Annotated in this window: 14 protein-coding genes; 7 read left to right on the top strand and 7 right to left on the bottom strand. The window is 63.7% G+C overall.

Annotated features, from left to right (window positions below; genetic code table 11):
* Positions 1 to 79 precede the first annotated feature (79 nt).
* From ACK6AU_RS01525 to ACK6AU_RS01545, 5 genes are all read left to right on the top strand, one after another.
* A complete protein-coding gene (locus ACK6AU_RS01525) occupies positions 80 to 3,928 on the top strand; it encodes an EAL domain-containing protein (RefSeq protein ID WP_409297369.1) in 3,849 nt (1,282 codons plus the stop codon).
* A 173-nt stretch (positions 3,929 to 4,101) separates the two neighbouring features.
* Positions 4,102 to 5,355 (top strand): serine hydroxymethyltransferase, encoded by a 1,254-nt coding sequence (glyA, locus tag ACK6AU_RS01530; protein WP_185698348.1) that lies wholly within the window; start codon positions 4,102 to 4,104, stop codon positions 5,353 to 5,355.
* A gap of 353 nt (positions 5,356 to 5,708) precedes the next feature.
* Positions 5,709 to 7,019, top strand: coding sequence for a C4-dicarboxylate transporter DctA (locus ACK6AU_RS01535; RefSeq protein WP_409297372.1), 1,311 nt, complete (start codon positions 5,709 to 5,711; stop codon positions 7,017 to 7,019).
* A gap of 75 nt (positions 7,020 to 7,094) precedes the next feature.
* Entirely contained in the window at positions 7,095 to 7,808 is a 714-nt protein-coding gene (locus ACK6AU_RS01540; protein ID WP_185698346.1) for an FCD domain-containing protein, read from the top strand.
* 36 nt (positions 7,809 to 7,844) lie between these two features.
* On the top strand, positions 7,845 to 8,621 hold the full coding sequence (locus ACK6AU_RS01545) for a GntR family transcriptional regulator (protein WP_185698345.1): 777 nt from the start codon (positions 7,845 to 7,847) through the stop codon (positions 8,619 to 8,621).
* Here the strand turns inward: ACK6AU_RS01545 and yjiA are convergent.
* The 3 genes from yjiA to ACK6AU_RS01560 form a co-directional block, all read right to left on the bottom strand.
* Positions 8,557 to 9,543, bottom strand: a complete 987-nt coding sequence (yjiA, locus tag ACK6AU_RS01550) for a GTPase (RefSeq protein ID WP_409297375.1) — start codon at positions 9,541 to 9,543, stop codon at positions 8,557 to 8,559. The genes ACK6AU_RS01545 and yjiA overlap by 65 nt on opposite strands.
* Before the next feature lie 101 nt (positions 9,544 to 9,644).
* The gene (locus ACK6AU_RS01555; RefSeq protein WP_007937254.1) at positions 9,645 to 9,842 is read right to left on the bottom strand and encodes a YbdD/YjiX family protein; all 198 of its coding nucleotides are present in this window, start codon (positions 9,840 to 9,842) and stop codon (positions 9,645 to 9,647) included.
* 16 nt (positions 9,843 to 9,858) lie between these two features.
* Positions 9,859 to 11,925 carry a carbon starvation CstA family protein gene (locus ACK6AU_RS01560; protein WP_185698343.1) on the bottom strand — a complete coding sequence of 689 codons (2,067 nt, stop codon included), beginning with the start codon at positions 11,923 to 11,925 and terminating at the stop codon, positions 9,859 to 9,861.
* A gap of 252 nt (positions 11,926 to 12,177) precedes the next feature.
* Here ACK6AU_RS01560 and ACK6AU_RS01565 point away from each other — a divergent pair, with 252 nt between their 5' ends.
* A complete protein-coding gene (locus ACK6AU_RS01565; RefSeq protein ID WP_185698342.1) occupies positions 12,178 to 12,546 on the top strand; it encodes a PilZ domain-containing protein in 369 nt (122 codons plus the stop codon).
* A gap of 14 nt (positions 12,547 to 12,560) precedes the next feature.
* On the opposite strand, the gene ACK6AU_RS01570 is transcribed toward ACK6AU_RS01565, so the two are convergent.
* The 4 genes from ACK6AU_RS01570 to katB form a co-directional block, all read right to left on the bottom strand.
* Positions 12,561 to 13,289 carry a hypothetical protein gene (locus ACK6AU_RS01570; protein WP_409297378.1) on the bottom strand — a complete coding sequence of 243 codons (729 nt, stop codon included), beginning with the start codon at positions 13,287 to 13,289 and terminating at the stop codon, positions 12,561 to 12,563.
* A gap of 31 nt (positions 13,290 to 13,320) precedes the next feature.
* Positions 13,321 to 14,688, bottom strand: coding sequence for a DNA repair protein RadA (gene radA / locus ACK6AU_RS01575; protein WP_022641120.1), 1,368 nt, complete (start codon positions 14,686 to 14,688; stop codon positions 13,321 to 13,323).
* A gap of 45 nt (positions 14,689 to 14,733) precedes the next feature.
* Positions 14,734 to 15,282, bottom strand: coding sequence for an ankyrin repeat domain-containing protein (locus ACK6AU_RS01580; protein ID WP_185698340.1), 549 nt, complete (start codon positions 15,280 to 15,282; stop codon positions 14,734 to 14,736).
* A 180-nt stretch (positions 15,283 to 15,462) separates the two neighbouring features.
* Positions 15,463 to 17,004: a catalase KatB gene (katB, locus tag ACK6AU_RS01585; RefSeq protein ID WP_409297381.1), complete on the bottom strand. Its 1,542-nt coding sequence runs from the start codon at positions 17,002 to 17,004 to the stop codon at positions 15,463 to 15,465.
* A gap of 288 nt (positions 17,005 to 17,292) precedes the next feature.
* On the opposite strand from katB, the gene mscL reads away from it, so the two are divergent.
* Positions 17,293 to 17,706 (top strand): large-conductance mechanosensitive channel protein MscL, encoded by a 414-nt coding sequence (gene mscL, locus ACK6AU_RS01590; RefSeq protein WP_185698338.1) that lies wholly within the window; start codon positions 17,293 to 17,295, stop codon positions 17,704 to 17,706.
* Positions 17,707 to 17,743 lie beyond the last annotated feature (37 nt).

A 17,743-nucleotide genomic window follows, 5' to 3' on the forward strand; every position in this document is an offset into this window, starting at 1 on the left:
CAAGGCATGCTAGCCGCCCTTCGGGCGTCCGGCTTATAGTGCACGTCGCGCCAGCCCAGCCAAACCGCAGGATCAAAGCTTGTCCAACGTTACTTCGCCACAGCCAGCGCGCGCTAAAGCCCCTGTGTCGGCCCCTCCTTTGCGCGGCACCCTCAAAGGCGCATTGGCGACCCTGGTGCTGCTGCTCCTGGCCCTGCTGTTCTGGCAGTTGCTCGACCAACTGCAACAGGCTCGCCGCGACCAGCGCCAGCATGCCATCGACTACAGTGCCGACCTCGCCGACCACCTGAGCCTGAACCTGGCGCTCAATGCGCAAATCGCCCTCAACCTGCTGCCAATCGTCGAAGTCCCCCAGAACAGCCAGCAACAACAGCAACTGCTGGAGAAACTCCAGCGCTCCCTGCCGGATGTACGCAGCTTCGCCCTGCTCGATGCCCAGGGCGCAATCATCAGCGATACCGCCGAGGGCAGCCAGGATGTCGTATGGCTCGCCGAGCTGGTGCAGCGCAGCCGCTCGCAGCGCTTCTACTACAGCAACCCCGCCGACGGCTCGGTGGTGCACGTACTGCTGCACCAGGCCAGCGGCTCGACCCGTGGCTACTGGGTCCTGCGGATGGCGCCAAGCTTCCTGCAGAGCCTGGTGCGCCAGAGCGAGGACAGCTTCAAGCCCAGCTGGGTGATCGAGAACCGCCTGAGCCGCCAGGTGATCAAGCGTGACGAGCGCAGCACCCCGACCCCGGGCATGCTCAACCCCGACGAAATGGCCAGCAGCGTGCAGCTGTCGCCCCTGGGCAACAGCGACTGGCAACTGCGCGGCTTGTTCGACCAGCGCGCGGTACTCGAGGAACTGCTGCCGGCCTTCATCGGCAAGTGCCTGCTGGGGCTGGCCTTTTCCCTGCTGCCGGTGATCGCCCTCCTCAACATCCGCCGACGCCAGCGCCAACTGCACGAAGGCCGGCGCCGCTACCAGGACATTTTCGAGGGCACTGGCGTGGCCCTCTGCGTGCTGGACATCTCCGGTCTGCCAAGCCTGCTGGAGAAACACCACCTGCATTCGCTCAACCAGCTCAAGCGCTGGCAGGACGGCCATCCGGAGCAGTACCGCCAATTGCTCCAGGAACTGCGCATCACCGAAGTCAACCAGGTCGCCCTGAGCTTGCTCAACGTCCAGTCCGGCGACGAGGCCTGGCAATTGCTGATCGAAGGCAGCCCGAACCCCGGCAGCGCCATCGGCGGCCAGCTGCTCGAAGCGCTGGTCAATCAGCACAAGCAGCTGGAACTGGAAATCAAGCTCAGCGATGCCCAGGGCAACGACCAGCACCTATGGCTGGTGATGCGCCTGCCGGAACAACCCGACGACTTCAGGGCGGTGATCCTCAGCATCAGCGATATCACCAGTCGCAAGCTGATCGAACTGTCGCTGCTGGAGCGCGAGGGTTTCTGGTCGGACGTGGTGCGGACCGTGCCCGATCACCTGTACGTGCAGGATGTGATCAGCCAGCGGATGATCTTCAGCAACCACCATCTCGGGCAGACCCTGGGCTACAACCAGACCGAACTGCAGCAGATGGGCGAGTACTTCTGGGAGATCCTGCTCCACCCCGAGGACGCCGACCTTTATCACCAACTGCGCCAGGACCAGCGGCATTCCGGGTATGCCCAGCTCCTGCAGTGCCAGTTGCGCTTCCGCCATCGCAGCGGCCAATGGCGGCGCTTCGAGATCCGCGAACAGGCACTGGCCCGTGATCGCTACGACCAGGTGACGCGCATCATCGGCGTGGCCAAGGACATCACCGACCAGATCGAGGCCAGCGAGTCCCTGCGCGACAGCGAACAGCGCTACCGCATGCTCGCCGAAAGCATCAGCGACGTGATCTTCTCCACCGACAACAAGCTCTCGCTGAACTACGTCAGCCCATCGGTGCAGTCGGTGCTCGGCTACGACGTGGAGTGGGTGTTCCAGAACGGCTGGCAGTCGACCATCGCCAACCCGCAGCAGTTGACCGGCATCTATGTGCTGATGGACCGGGTCAGCAAGGCCCTGGACAAGCCCGAGCAACTGGCACAATTGCGCAGCCAGGTGCAGACCCAGCTGTTCCTGTTCGACTGCCTGCGGGCCGATGGCCGCAAGATCCCCATCGAACTGCGCCTGGTGCTGGTCTGGGACGAACACGGTGCCTTCGAAGGCGTGCTCGGGGTCGGCCGCGATATCAGCCAGCAACGCCGGGCGGAAAAAGACCTGCGCATGGCGGCCACGGTATTCGAGCACTCGACCTCGGCGATTCTCATCACCGACCCGGCAGGCTACATCGTGCAGGCCAACGAGGCCTTCAGCCGGGTCAGCGGCTACGCCGTATCCCAAGTGCTGGACCAACTGCCGAACATGCTCACCGTGGATGAACAGCAGGAAGCCCACCTGCGCTACGTGATCAAGCAGTTGAACCAGCACAGCACCTGGGAAGGCGAGGTCTGGCTCAAGCGTCGCAATGGCGAGCACTACCCAGCCTGGGTCGGGATCACCGCGGTGCTCGACGACGAAGGCGACCTGGCCAGCTACGTGTGCTTCTTCAGCGACATCAGCGAACGCAAGGCCAGCGAACAACGGATCCACCGCCTGGCCTACTACGATGCCCTGACCCACCTGCCCAACCGCACACTGTTCCAGGACCGCCTGCACACCGCGCTGCAATCGGCGGAACGGCAGAAGTCCTGGGTGGTGCTGATGTTCCTCGACCTCGATCGCTTCAAACCGATCAACGACTCCCTGGGCCATGCTGCCGGCGACCGCATGCTCAAGGAGATGGCCGTCCGCCTGCTGGGTTGCGTCGACGATGACGATACCGTGGCGCGGATGGGCGGCGACGAGTTCACCCTGCTGCTGCAACCGCGCGCCAGTCGGGAAATTGCCCTGAACCGGGCGATCCACGTCGCCGAGCAGATCCTCGCCAGCCTGGTCAAACCTTTCGTCCTCGAAGGCCGTGAGTTCTTCGTCACCGCCAGTATCGGCATCGCCCTGAGCCCCCAGGACGGCAACGAACTGAGCCAGTTGATGAAGAACGCCGACACCGCGATGTACCACGCCAAGGAACGCGGCAAGAACAACTTCCAGTTCTACCAGGCGGACATGAACGCCAGTGCCCTGGAACGCCTGGAACTGGAAAGCGACCTGCGCCATGCCCTGGAGCAGCAGGAGTTCGTGCTCTACTACCAACCGCAGTTCAGCGGCGACGGCAAGCGCCTGACCGGGGCCGAGGCCCTGCTGCGCTGGCGCCATCCACGCCGCGGCCTGGTGCCGCCGGGCGACTTCATTCCGGTGTTGGAAGAACTGGGGCTGGTGGTGGATGTCGGCGATTGGGTGATCAGCGAAGCCTGTCGCCAACTCAAGGCCTGGCACGTGGCCAAGGTGCGGGTACCGAAGGTTTCGGTGAACATTTCGGCCCGACAATTCTCCGACGGCCAGCTGGGCATGCGCATTGCCACCATTCTCCGGGACACCGGCCTGCCGCCGGCATGCCTGGAGCTGGAGTTGACCGAAAGCATCCTGATGCGCGAGGTCAGCGAAGCGATGCAGATACTCGACGGCCTGAAGAACCTGGGGCTGAGCATCGCGGTGGACGACTTCGGCACTGGCTACTCGTCACTGAACTACCTCAAGCAGTTCCCCATCGACGTGCTGAAGATCGATCGCACCTTCGTCGACGGCCTGCCGTCCGGCGAGCAGGACGCGCAGATCGCCCGCGCCATCATCGCCATGGCCCACAGCCTGAACCTGGCGGTGATCGCCGAAGGGGTGGAGACCCACGAACAGCTGGACTTCCTGCGCGAACACGGCTGCGACGAGGTCCAGGGCTACCTGTTCGGGCGGCCGATGCCGGCCAACCGTTTCGAAGCGCAATTCAGCAACGACGCCTTGTTCATGTTCGACTAGAAGCAGCGGCAGGCTTCAAGCGACAAGCTGCACGAGAAAAGCGATCCGCTTCAGCTTGCAGCCCGTCACTTGAAGCTGTTTTGCGTGCGACATGATGTCCTTTCATATGCCATCCAAAACCCATTGGGTTAGAATGCTTGCCTTTTCTGCCCCCCCGATCCTTGAGGACCGCCATGTTCAGCCGTGATTTGACTATTGCCAAGTACGACGCCGATCTCTTTGCCGCCATGGAGCAAGAAGCTCAGCGCCAGGAAGAGCACATTGAGCTGATCGCTTCGGAAAACTACACCAGCCCAGCGGTGATGGAAGCTCAAGGCTCGGTACTGACCAACAAGTACGCCGAAGGCTACCCAGGCAAGCGCTACTACGGTGGTTGCGAGTACGTCGACGTGGTCGAGCAGCTTGCAATCGATCGCGCCAAGGAACTGTTCGGCGCCGACTACGCCAACGTCCAGCCCCACGCCGGCTCCCAGGCCAACGCCGCGGTCTACCTGGCCCTGCTGCAAGGCGGCGACACCATCCTGGGCATGAGCCTGGCCCACGGCGGCCACCTGACCCACGGTGCTGCGGTTTCCTCCTCCGGCAAGCTGTACAACGCCGTTCAATACGGCATCGATGCCAACGGCCTGATCGACTACGACGAAGTCGAGCGCCTGGCGGTCGAGCACAAGCCGAAAATGATCGTCGCCGGTTTCTCCGCCTACTCGCAGATCCTGGACTTCCCACGCTTTCGCGAAATCGCCGACAAGGTCGGTGCCTACCTGTTCGTCGACATGGCCCACGTGGCCGGCCTGGTAGCCGCTGGCGTATACCCGAACCCGGTGCCATTCGCCGACGTGGTCACCACCACTACCCACAAGACCCTGCGCGGTCCACGTGGCGGCCTGATCCTGGCTCGCGCCAACGCCGACATCGAGAAGAAACTGAACTCCGCCGTATTCCCTGGCGCCCAGGGCGGCCCGCTGGAGCACGTGATCGCCGCCAAGGCCATCTGCTTCAAGGAAGCCCTGCAACCTGAGTTCAAGGCCTACCAGCAGCAAGTGGTGAAGAACGCCCAGGCCATGGCCGAAGTGTTCATCGAGCGCGGTTTCGACGTGGTTTCCGGCGGTACCCAGAACCACCTGTTCCTGCTGTCCCTGATCAAGCAGGACATCTCCGGTAAGGACGCCGACGCCGCCCTGGGCAAGGCCTTCATCACCGTGAACAAAAACTCCGTGCCAAACGACCCACGCTCGCCGTTCGTCACCTCGGGCCTGCGCTTCGGTACTCCAGCCGTGACCACCCGCGGCTTCAAGGAAGCCGAGTGCCGCGAGCTGGCCGGCTGGATCTGCGACATCCTGGCTGACCTGAACAACGAAGCGGTGATCGACGCCGTACGCGAGAAGGTCAAGGCCATCTGCAAGAAGCTGCCGGTGTACGGCGCTTAATCGGCACCGCACCGCAATAGAAAAGCCCGGCCTGGCGCCGGGCTTTTTCATGTCCCCAAAAAACTCCCTCTAGCAGCTACTGCAAGCGGCGACGCGCCCCGCAGGAACCTCCAAGGCTCTGCGACGGCCCTTGCACGTCCCCCGAATACCACAAGACCGAAAGCCTGGATCGGCAGCACAAAACCACTGGTCAGACCGGCAAAGCCAATTTGCCCGATTCCTCTTGTAAACCCAAAAAACCCGAGCGTAGACTGCGCCTGCACTGGACAAACCGGTAAGACCACAATAATTAAGTCCGTCATCCGCCGCGTCTCGAATGCCCGGCAGGCCGGACACCGACCAGGATTCCTCCCATGCTCAAATGGTGCTCGCGTTCGATCTTCCTCCAAGTGGTGCTCGGGCTGTTGCTCGGCATCGTGTGCGGTCTCACCCTCCCCGAATACTCCTCGCAACTCAAACCCCTGGGCGATGCCTTCATCAAGCTGATCAAGATGCTCATCGGCCTCATCGTGTTCTGCGTGGTGGTCAGCGGCATCTGCGGCGCCGGCGACCTGAAGAAGGTCGGCCGCATCGGCCTGAAATCGGTGATCTACTTCGAAATCCTCACCACCCTGGCCCTGGTCATCGGCCTGGTCATGGCCTTCAGCACCGGCATCGGCAGCGGCGCCAACATCCACCTGGAGCAGCTGTCTTCCGCTGACATGGGCGACATCGCCCAGCGCAGCGAGCATATGCTCACCACCAGCCAGTTCCTCATGGGCCTGATCCCCTCCTCGGTGCTCGGTGCCTTCGCCGAGAACAACATCCTCCAGGTGCTGCTGTTCTCGGTACTGTTCGGTAGCGCGCTGAACCTGGTGGGCGAAGCGGCCTCCGGGATCTCGCGCTTGATCAACGAACTGAGCCACGTGATCTTCCGCATCATGGGCATGATCGTCCACCTGGCGCCCATCGGGGTGTTCGGCGCCATTGCCTTCACCACCAGCAAGTACGGCCTGGACTCGCTACAGCACCTGGGCAGCCTGGTGGGCGTGTTCTACCTGACCTGCAGCGCTTTCGTCGCGCTGATCCTGGGCCTGGTGATGCGCCTGTCGGGCCTGCGCATGCTGCCTTTGCTCAAGTACCTGCGCGAGGAGTTGCTGATCGTGCTCGGCACCGCCTCTTCGGACGCGGTACTGCCACAGGTCATGCGTAAGCTGGAACACTTGGGGATCGGCAGTTCCACCGTGGGCCTGGTGATTCCTACCGGTTATTCGTTCAACCTCGACGGTTTCTCCATCTACCTGACCCTGGCTATCGTCTTCATCGCCAATGCCACCGGCACGCCGCTGTCCATGGCAGACCTGCTGACCATCCTGCTGGTATCGCTGATCACCTCCAAGGGTGCCCACGGCATTCCCGGTTCGGCCCTGGTGATCCTGGCGGCGACCCTGACCGCGATCCCGGCGATCCCGGTGGTGGGCCTGGTCCTGGTGCTGGCGGTGGACTGGTTCATGGGCATCGGCCGGGCCCTGACCAACCTGATCGGCAATTGCGTGGCCACGGTCGCCATCGCCCGCTGGGAACAGGACATCGATCTACAGCGGGCCGGCAAGGTGCTCAGCGGCCAGCAAGGCTATGGTTTCCAGGCCCGCAAGGCTGCGAGCGGGAGCCAGCAGGAATTCTGATCCATCCTTGTGCCGGCCCGCGCCAGGCACAGCAATCAGCGCGCGACAACGCGCGCCCCTTACATGGAGTCGACAGTGATCAGCTCGTCAACGGTTGTGAACTCAGTGGTAGAAAAGCTGCGGGCCGCCCTGGCCCGCGGCCAGTGGCGCTCCGGCGACATGCTGCCCGGACAGCGTGAACTGGCCGAACAGCTGGGGATCAGCCGGCCCAGCCTGCGTGAAGCGGTGATCGTCCTGGAAACCCTGGGCCTGGTGCGTTCCATGCCCGGCAAGGGCGTGCTGGTGCTCGAGGCCCCCCTGGACGAGCTCCAGGGCCCGGAAGCCACGCTGGCCGGCGCCAGCCTGGAGGACGTGTTGCAGCTGCGCTATACCCTGGAGCCCTTCATCGTCGGCCTGGTGGCGCAATCCATCAGCAGCCGGGAGATCGGCCAGCTACGCCTGACCCTGATGGACATGCGCGAAGCCCTGGAAGCCAGCGACGCAGAGGCCGGGGCCAATGCCTACATCGCTTTCCATGAAGAACTGTTCACCCTGACCAGCAACCCGATCTTCCAGAACGTGGTGCAGCAGACCAGCAACGCCCTCAGGCAGAGCGCGCGGATCCTGCGCGAATCTCCCCAGCACCTGGCCGAACGCCTGGAGGAAAACGAAGCGGTGGTCCGAGCGATCCGCAACCGCAACAGCGCCCAGGCCAGCGCCGAGATGCGCCGGCATATCCTCCAGGAGGGCCAGCGCATGGGCATCGAACTGAATATCCCGGACGACCACCTGGGCCCGGACGCCCGGTAACCCATCCCGTATCGGCAACTGGACCGGAGACCGGCCATGGCCAGCCACGCCCAGGAAAACCCTCGCTTCACCCCGCTGGCCAACCTGCATCGACGTGGTGCGAAGAAGCTGTTGGTAGACGATGTCTACCCGCAGATCTTCGATGCCATCCTCGAGCAGCGCATCGCCCCCGGCAGCCGCTTCACCGAGGACAGCCTGGGCCAGGCCTTTGGCATCAGCCGCAGTATCGTGCGTCAGGTACTGGCGCGCCTGTCCCACCAGCAGGTAGTGATCCTGCGGCCCAACCACCGGCCCCGGGTGGCGGCACCGGACCTGGAGCAGACCCGGCAGATCCTCCACGCCCGGCGCCTGGCGGAAATCGCCCTGGTGCGCCTGGCCTGCCAGCAGCCGCGCAAGCGCTTGCAGCCCTTGCACCAACTGGTCGCCCGCGAGCGCGAGGCCATCGAACGCGGCTGGCATGGCCCGGCCATCCGCCTGTCAGGGGAGTTCCACCTGCAACTGGCGCAACTGGCCGGCAATGCGCCCCTGGCCCACTTCCTCGGCAGCCTGGTGCCCCTGACCTCCCTGGCCATCGCCCAACTGGCGGGCCAGGCCTTGCAGCATTGCGCCTGGCAGGAACACGCCGCCATCGTCGACGCGTTGCAGGAGGCCAACGCCACGCTGGCCGAGGCGTTGATGCAGCAGCACCTGGAACACCTGCAACTGCTCTTGCTCAGGGGCCTGGAGGAGCAGGCTGCGCAACGCGGTGTCAGCCGGCCAGCATCCGCGCGAAGCCCTGGCGAATCTTCTCTTCCGGCAGGTCATCGGCGATGAACACCATCACGCTCTCGCGAACTTCGTCTGCAGCCCACTCGCTGTCCCAGTCGAAGCCGTAGAGCTTGAGCACGCCCTGGAACACCATGCGCCGGGGTTCGTCGATGACGTTCAGCACGCCCTTGTAGCGCAGCAACTGCTTGCCGTGCTCTTCCAGCAGCTCATTCATGAATTCGCTCAGGCGCGCAAGGTCCAGTGCCTGCTCGGTACGCAACACCAGGCTGGCGATGCGATCCACCGAAGGTGCCTTGCTCACCGGACGCAGGCTGATGCCGCCACCCAGGTCGGCATTGAGATTGAAGCCGCGCACATCCAGCAGCTGCGCCAGCTCGATATTGCCGTGATCCACCACATGGATCGGCGCCCGGCGGTTGATCCGCGTCAGGCGCTGGCAGAGGGCCTCGAAGCTGTCCTGGTCCACCAGGTCGCGCTTGCTCACCAGCAAGCGGTCGGCAAAGCCGATCTGCGCCTGGGCGATGGTCTGGGTCAGGTGGAACTCGGCGTGCCTGGCATCCACCAGGGTGATGATGCCGTCGAGGATATAGCGCTCGCGCAGCTCTTCATCGATAAAGAAGGTCTGCGCCACCGGCGCCGGATCCGCCAGGCCAGTGCACTCGATCACCAGCCGGTCGAAGGCGATCTCGCCGCTGTCCAGGCGCTCCAACAACAAGTACAGGGCCTTGCTCAGGTCGGTGTGGATGGTGCAGCAGACACAACCATTGGACAGGGTCATGACTTGAACCGGCTCGCTGCCCAGCAATTGGCTGTCGATACCGGCGTCGCTGAATTCATTTTCGATCACGGCGATCTTCAAGCCGTGCTCGGCCTTGAGCAGGTGGCGCAACAAGGTGGTCTTGCCGGCGCCGAGAAAACCGCTGAGAACGGTGACGGGAACAGGATTGTGCAAAACAGGGTCTCCCATGCCTGAAAACGCAGGAGCCGGCGGACCTGGCGATAGCGCTCCTTGGAACGCCATCGCCGGGCCCGCCGGCTCCTGCCGGGGTATTGCCTAAACGCAGTGCCTCAACAGCACTTCGGACCACCCTTGCCGCCGTAGCGTGCCTCCTGGCGTTCGCGGAAGAACGCCTCGTACGACATCACCGGCTTGTCCGGGTGCTTGGTTTGCATGTGTTCGACATAGTTGTCGTAGTCGGGCATGCCGACCATCAGGCGCGCGGCCTGACCGAGGTATTTACCGAGGCGACTCAGGTCATTGAACATCGTTGCTATCCTCGGGTCAGGCGTCCGGTACCGCCTGGTACGGCGATTCCTTGTCCGTGCGCTCCTTGCTGCCCCAGGCGGCGACGCCGACCTTGAGCGCGTAGAACAGGACACTGAATACCACCAGCAGGAACAGGCCGGTCAGGGCCGCGTTGGTATAGGCGTTGAAGATCACGTGCTGCATCTGCGTGATGTCCTTGGCCGGGGCGAGGATCTGGCCGTTGGCCAGGGCATCGCTGTACTTCTTGGCCAGGGACAGGAAGCCGATCGCCGGGTTGGCGTCGAACAGCTTGATGAAGCCCGCGGTGGTGGTGCAGATCAGCAGCCACACAGCTGGCAGCAGGGTGACCCAGATGTAGCGCTGGCGCTTCATCTTGATCAGGATCACGGTGCCGAGCATCAGGGCGATACCGGCCAGCATCTGGTTGGAGATGCCGAACAGCGGCCACAGGGTGTTGATACCACCCAGCGGATCGATCACGCCCTGGTACAGCAGGTAGCCCCAGAGGGCCACGCAACCGGCGGTGGCGATCAGGTTGGCGCCCCAGGATTCGGTGCGCTTGAGCGCGGGAACGAAGGAGCCCAGCAGGTCCTGGAGCATGAAGCGCCCGGCCCGGGTGCCGGCATCCACTGCGGTAAGGATGAACAGCGCTTCGAACAGGATCGCGAAGTGGTACCAGAACGCCATGGTGTTCTCGCCCGGCAGCACATGATGGAGGATCTGCGCGATCCCCACCGCCAGGGTCGGGGCACCACCGGCACGGGCCAGGATGGTGTTCTCGCCGATGTCCTTGGCCACCGCCTGCAGTTGCTCGGGACTGATGACGAAGCCCCAGCTGCTGACGGTCTGGGCGACCGCGGCCACGTCACCCCCGACGATGGCCGCCGGGCTGTTCATGGCGAAGTACACGCCAGGCTCGATCACCGAGGCCGCGACCATGGCCATGATCGCCACGAAGGACTCCATGAGCATGCCGCCGTAGCCGATGTAGCGAGCGTTGGTCTCGTTATCCAGCAGCTTGGGCGTGGTCCCCGAGGAGATCAGCGCATGGAAGCCGGATACCGCGCCACAGGCGATGGTGATGAACAGGAACGGGAACAGGCCGCCTTTCCACACCGGGCCGGTGCCGTCGGTGAACTGGGTCAGGGCCGGCATCTTCAGTTCGGGCATGGTGATCAGGATGCCGATCGCTAGGGCGATGATGGTGCCGATCTTGAGGAAGGTCGACAGGTAGTCCCGTGGTGCCAGGATCAGCCAGACCGGCAGCACCGCAGCGACGAAACCGTAGCCGATCAGCATCCAGGTGATCTGCACGCCGGTGAAGGTGAACATCTTGCTCCAGACCGGATCGGCCGCCACTTGGCCACCGAGCCAGATGGAAGCGAGCAGCAGGATCACGCCGATCAGCGAGATCTCGCCGATGCGGCCCGGGCGGATGTAGCGCATGTACACGCCCATGAACACCGCGATCGGGATGGTCGCCATCACCGTGAAGATGCCCCAAGGGCTCTCGGCCAGGGCCTTGACCACGATCAGCGCCAGCACCGCGAGGATGATGATCATGATCAGGAAGCAGCCGAACAGGGCGATGGTCCCGGGAATGCGCCCCATCTCCTCGCGGACCATGTCGCCCAGGGAGCGACCGTTACGCCGGGTGGACAGGAACAGCACCATGAAATCCTGCACCGCGCCGGCCAGGACCACACCGGCGATCAGCCACAGGGTACCGGGCAGGTAGCCCATCTGCGCCGCCAGGACCGGGCCCACCAGGGGACCTGCGCCAGCGATGGCCGCGAAGTGGTGGCCGAACAGGATGTGCTTGTTGGTCGGCACATAGTCCAGACCGTCATTGTTGAGTACGGCGGGGGTGGCGCGGCTCGAATCCAGCTGCATCACGTTGTTGGCGATGAACAGGCTGTAGTAGCGGTACGCCACCAGGTAGATGGCCACTGCCGCGACCACGATCCACAAGGCGTTGATCGCCTCCCCTCGACGCAATGCGACTACGCCCAGGGCGCATGCTCCTACGATTGCCAGCAGCAGCCAGGGCAGGTGGCGTAGCGGGCTATTATTGTTTTTCATTTTTATATTCCAGCCAGGTGGACAGAAAGATAGCGCTTGCGAGTGTAGCGCTACTCCACCCAAAGGCCAGCCCCCACATTGGTCTAGAGCATTCTTTCTCGCTGCGCGGCAGCTTCGCGGGCCGGCTTCGCGCTGGCGGCGAATGCCTCCCAGGCAGCGCTTACGGCGACTGCTTCGCAAGGCGCGACATGGGTTGTAGCGGCGGGCCGGTGCCGGGGTCTATAGTCAGTGCACCACGCAGAGGGCCAGTCCATGAGCGAGCAACACGACGACCGCCGACGCTTCAAACGTATCGCCTTCGATGCCAAGACCGAACTCAGCCAGGGCACCCACCGCTGGCCGGTGCAACTGCTGGACCTGTCCCTCAAGGGCTTGCTGATCGAGCGCCCCACTCCCTGGCTGGGAGATCCCAAGCGCCCCTTCGAAGCCGATATCCACCTGGGCCAGGACGCCGATGTGCGCATGGACGTGCAATTGGCCCATGACAACAACGGCCAGCTGGGTTTCGTCTGCCTGCATATCGGCCTGGAGTCCATCGAGCACCTGCGGCGCCTGATCGAGCTGAACCTGGGCGACCCCGAGGAGCTGGAGCGGGAGCTGGGCGCGCTGATCGATATCTGACCTGCCGCATCCAGTCAGGGAAACAGCGCGGGCTCGGGGAAGTCCTGCTCCAGGTCCCAGTAGCCCGGCTGTTGTCGGGAAACCGCCGTCCACTGTCCATCGACATAGCGGAAGGTGCGATAGGTGGTGATGAACTCATCGTCCACCATGGTCGAGGCCGACGAGACCTGCTGGATGGTTTCGGTCCCGCCGCCGCTGGCGGGCACTATCTGCCAGGCCGCCTTGCCGGTATGGCTGAACATCAGCGGCCGCTTCTCGCCACTCTCGTCCTGGCATGGCACCGGGTCCAGGCGATTCTGCGCCGGTACCAGCACCTCGGTGAGCGGACCGCTGTAGCTGCCCAGGGGCGCGGTCTGGTCGATGGACAAAAAGAAGGCCGGCGATGGCAGGCCGCTGAGCGGGGCCTTCTTCACATTGGCCAGGGGATAACCCAGGGCCCGCTGCGCCAACACCTGGCCACTGTCCGAAACCAGGCGCGCCTGGGCCTCCAACGGCTCCGCCGGCTGGCCGTCCGCGGCCTCTGGGAGATTGTCCGCGTCCATGCCGCTGCCCCAGTTTTCGTCATGGACCTCCTGGGTGATGCGTTGGTCTTCCAGCACCTGCAGCGTCGTGCCATCCCCCACCGGCAGTTGTTGCGCGATCCAGTAGCCTGGCGGCGCCTCGGCCTGCTGGGCCAGGGCCAGGCTGCAACCACAGAGCAAGCCGATCCCCAGCAACCAGTCCTTCATGTTTGTCATGCCCATATCGTGTGCGTCCTTTCAGTAACAGCCCGAGTTATTCGAAAAGTGCGTCCAGCGCCTGCTCCAGACGGGTCACGGCGATGATCTTCAGCCCTGCCGGTGGCTCCTTCGGCGCGTTGCCCTTGGGCACGATGGCCCGCTTGAAGCCATGCTTGGCCGCTTCCTTCAAGCGTTCCTGGCCACTAGGCACCGGGCGCACCTCGCCGGACAGGCCCACCTCGCCGAACACCAGCAGGTCATGGGGCAACGGCCGGTTGCGCAGGCTCGACATCACCGCCGCCATCAACGCCAGGTCGGAGGCGGTCTCCAGCACCTTGACCCCACCCACCACGTTGAGGAACACATCCTGGTCGTGGGTCGGGATGCCGCCGTGCCGGTGCAGCACCGCCAGCAGCATGGACAAGCGGTTCTGATCCAGGCCCAGGGTGACCCGGCGCGGGTTGGCCAGGTGGCTGTCATCCACCAGCGCCTGGACCTCCACCAGCATCGGCCGGGTGCCTTCCCAGGTGGCCATGACCACGCTGCCCGGCACTTCCTCCTGGGCCCGGGTGAGGAAGATCGCCGACGGGTTGGAGACCTCCTTCAGCCCACGATCGGTCATGCCGAACACGCCAAGCTCGTTGACCGCGCCGAAGCGGTTCTTCACCGCCCGCAGCAGGCGCAGGCGGCCATCGGATTCCCCCTCGAAATACAGCACGGTGTCCACCATGTGCTCCAGTACCCGCGGGCCGGCCAGGGCGCCTTCCTTGGTCACGTGGCCGACCAGGAAGATCGCCGTGCCGCTCTGCTTGGCATAGCGCACCAGCAAGGCGGCGCTCTCGCGCACCTGGGACACGCCGCCCGGAGCCGATTGCAGTTGCTCGGTGAAGATGGTCTGGATGGAGTCGATCACCATGACCTTGGGCTTTTCTACCCGGGCCGTGGCGATGATGGTCTCGATGCAGGTCTCGGTCATTACCCGCAACTGGTCCTGGGGCAGGCCCAGGCGCCGGGCGCGCATCGCTACCTGCTGCTGGGACTCCTCGCCGGTGACGTACAACGCCGGCATGCGCGTGGCGATGTTGCACAAGGTCTGCAGCAGGATGGTCGACTTGCCGATCCCCGGATCACCGCCGATCAGCACCACCGAGCCATCCACCAGGCCACCACCGAGCACTCGGTCGAGCTCGCCGGAAGCGGTGGAGAAACGCGGGATCTCCTCGACGCTGACCTCGGCCAGGGTCTTGATCTGCGCCTGCTGCCCGGCCCAGCCGGTACGCCCGGCGGGTGCCGCGGCACCGCCGCTTTCGATCATGGTCTCGACCAGGGTGTTCCAGGCGCCGCATTCACCGCATTGCCCGGCCCATTTGGGAAAGGTGGAACCGCACTCGGTGCAGCCGTACATGCGCTTGGCCTTGGCCATCTGAACCCCCGGCAAAAACCGCGATGATAGCTCAGCTGGCGCCGATCAGCGCGGCGCGGCGGTGCGGATCTGCCCGCTGGCCAGGCGCGTGGGGCTATTGCCCAGCGGATCCTCGGCCTCAAGATCGGCGCCCTTGGCCGCCAGGGCCTGGAGCAACTCGGTACGCTTGAACAGGCCGGCGTACATGGCCGCCGTCTGGCCAGCGGCATTGCGCTGGTCGGGACTGCAATCGGCCGCCATCAGGCGCCGGGCAATCCGTACCTCGCCCTTGAAGATCGCCCCCATCAACGCGGTATTACCGCGCTCATCCTGGGCGCAAGCATCGGCGCCGGCGGCCAGCAGGCGCTCCACCGCCGCCCCGTGGCCGTGATAGGCGGCCAGGATCAGCGCGGTATAGCCCTTCTCGTCGCGGGTATCGAGGGAGTAGCCGGCCTCGATGAAGGTGTCGAGGATCTCGATATCACCGCGGCGGGCGGCATCGAAATAGTAGTTGGCCAGCTGGGCCTTGACCGCTACCGGGTCGGCGGGGATCGGTTGCTCCGCATAGGCCTCCAGAGAGCAGACGGCCAGCAGCAGTGAAATGAACAGGCGCATGGTACGACTCCCGTTGTCTCAAGAAACTCCGTAAGCGCGAGCCTTGCCCGCGATGGCTCCAGCCCGGGTCACAGGGCTCCAGGCAGAACCGGTATCGGGGCCGCTACGCGACCCATCGCGGGCAAGCCTCGCTCCTACAAAGAAAGGCGCGTCACGCCCGGGGCGTCACGCGGGTCGAGGTCAATCCGCCAGCTTGGCGGCCAGGGCCTTGACCCGGGCCAGGTCGCCCTTGGCCACCTTGGCCACGCCAGTGCCGTACTCGGGATCGGCCTTGTAGAGGAACGACAGCATGATGTGCTTGCTCTGGTCGTCAGTGTCGGCCAGGGATTGGCCGAAGCTCTCGATCAGGTCCTGGCGCTCCTTCTGGCTGTAGGAGCGGTACAGGTCGCCGGCCTGCTTGAAGTTCTGCTCACGCTGGATCTTCGCCTGTTGGGTGCTGCCCGCCAGCGCCAATTGGCTGTAGCGCGCCGCCGCGGGCTCTTCGCGTGGCTCAAGACGGCTCGGCTGGTAGTTGACCCCGCTCTGGGTGTGCCCCAGGTTCATGGCGCCGTCCTGGTTGCCATTGTTCACCGCGACCTTCGGCGCATTGATCGGCAGTTGCAGGGCGTTGGCCCCCAGGCGGTACATCTGGGTGTCGGCGTAGGAGAACACCCGGCCTTGCAGCAGGCGGTCCTCGGAGGGCTCGATACCCGGCACCAGGTTGGCCGGAGCCATGGCCACCTGCTCGGTTTCCTGGAAGACATTGGCCGGATTGCGGTTCAACACCATCTGCCCGACCTTGCGCTCGGGAACACCGGGCCAGATCTTGGTGGCATCCAGTGGATCGAACTCAAACTTGGCCAGGTCCTCGGGCTTCAATACCTGGACATACAAGTCCCACTTGGGAAAGTCCCCTTTATTAATATGGGATACCAAGTCATGGGTCATATGGCTGTAGTCGCGCCCCTGGACCTCGACCACTTGTTTAGGATCGAGATTCTTCACGCCCTGCAAACTCTTCCAGTGGAACTTCACGTAGTGCACTTCGCCCTTGGCGTTGATCAACTTGTAGGCGTGCACGCCATTCCCGTCCATTTCCCGATAACTGGCCGGAGTCCCGGAATTGGAATACAGCTCGGTCAAAGTGCGAGTGGCTTCGGGAACATGGGAGAAGAAATCGAAACGCCGCGAATCATCGTCCAGGTTGGTACGCGGATCGGGCTTGAAAGCATGGACCATGTCCGGGAACTTGATGGCATCACGGATGAAAAAGGTCGGGAAGTTGTTGCCCACCAAGTCCCAGTTGCCATCCGCGGTGTAGAACTTGGTGGCGAAACCCCGCGGATCGCGCAGGGTTTCCGGGGAATGGTTGCCATGCACCACCGCCGAGAAGCGCACGAACACCGGGGTTACCTCGCCAGCGGCGAAGACCTTGGCCCGGGTCAGGTCGGTAAGGTTGTTGGTGACGGTGAAGGTACCGTGGGCGCCGGTGCCGCGCGCATGCACCACCCGCTCTGGGATACGCTCGCGATCGAAACGCTGGAGCTTCTGGATCAGTTGCACATCTTGCAGCAACACCGGTCCAGTGGCGCCCGCGGTCTGCGAGTTCTGGTTGTCGCCTACCGCCGCGCCGTTGTCGCGGGTCAGTGTGGCGGCCTGTACGGAAAGGGACAGCATACTGGCGGCAAGCACGCCCAGTACGCCGCGCGGGGAAAGACTCCCCAGGCCGATAGAAACAGTCATGTCGGATTCCTCTAGTTATATAGGGCGTATCTCGATACGCCTGCCAGAGGCTAGTGGCTAAACATTTGAAAGCTAAATAGAAAGCCCGCAAGCGCTTGATTGACAGAATGTTGTGGTTATAGCGGCAATGACGAGGTATATCGCGCGCGAAAAATGATGGCACTTTGATTAAACTCTTCGCCGATATATCGGTCATACGCCGCGAGCTGTAGAAAGTTGAGTCGGCAAAACGCTTTTTGCTGACTTACACTGCTGTAACCAACCTCATCTGCAACAAGGAAATAACCTATGGGCGTGTTAAGTGAGTTCAAGGCCTTCGCGGTCAAAGGTAATGTGGTCGACATGGCCGTCGGTATCATCATCGGCGCTGCATTCGGCAAGATCGTCTCGTCCTTCGTCGGGGACGTGGTCATGCCACCAATCGGCCTGCTGATCGGCGGCGTGGATTTCGCCGACCTGGCCATCACCCTCAAGGCGGCCGTGGGCGACACGCCAGCGGTGGTCCTGGCCTATGGCAAGTTCATCCAGAGCATCATCGACTTCATCATCATCGCCTTCGCCATCTTCATGGGCGTGAAGGTGATCAACCGCCTCAAGCGCGAAGAAGCCGTGGCGCCAGCGGAACCGCCAGTTCCGACCAAGGAAGAAGTGCTGCTGACCGAGATCCGCGACCTGCTCAAGGCCCAGAACGACAAGTCCTGAGGCACGCCGTAGCGACCCGTGGCCGCGAAGCAGCGGC

This window comes from Pseudomonas sp. KCJK8993 (assembly GCF_046230915.1).
In the GTDB taxonomy this organism is placed as follows: Bacteria; Pseudomonadota; Gammaproteobacteria; order Pseudomonadales; family Pseudomonadaceae; genus Aquipseudomonas; species Aquipseudomonas piscis.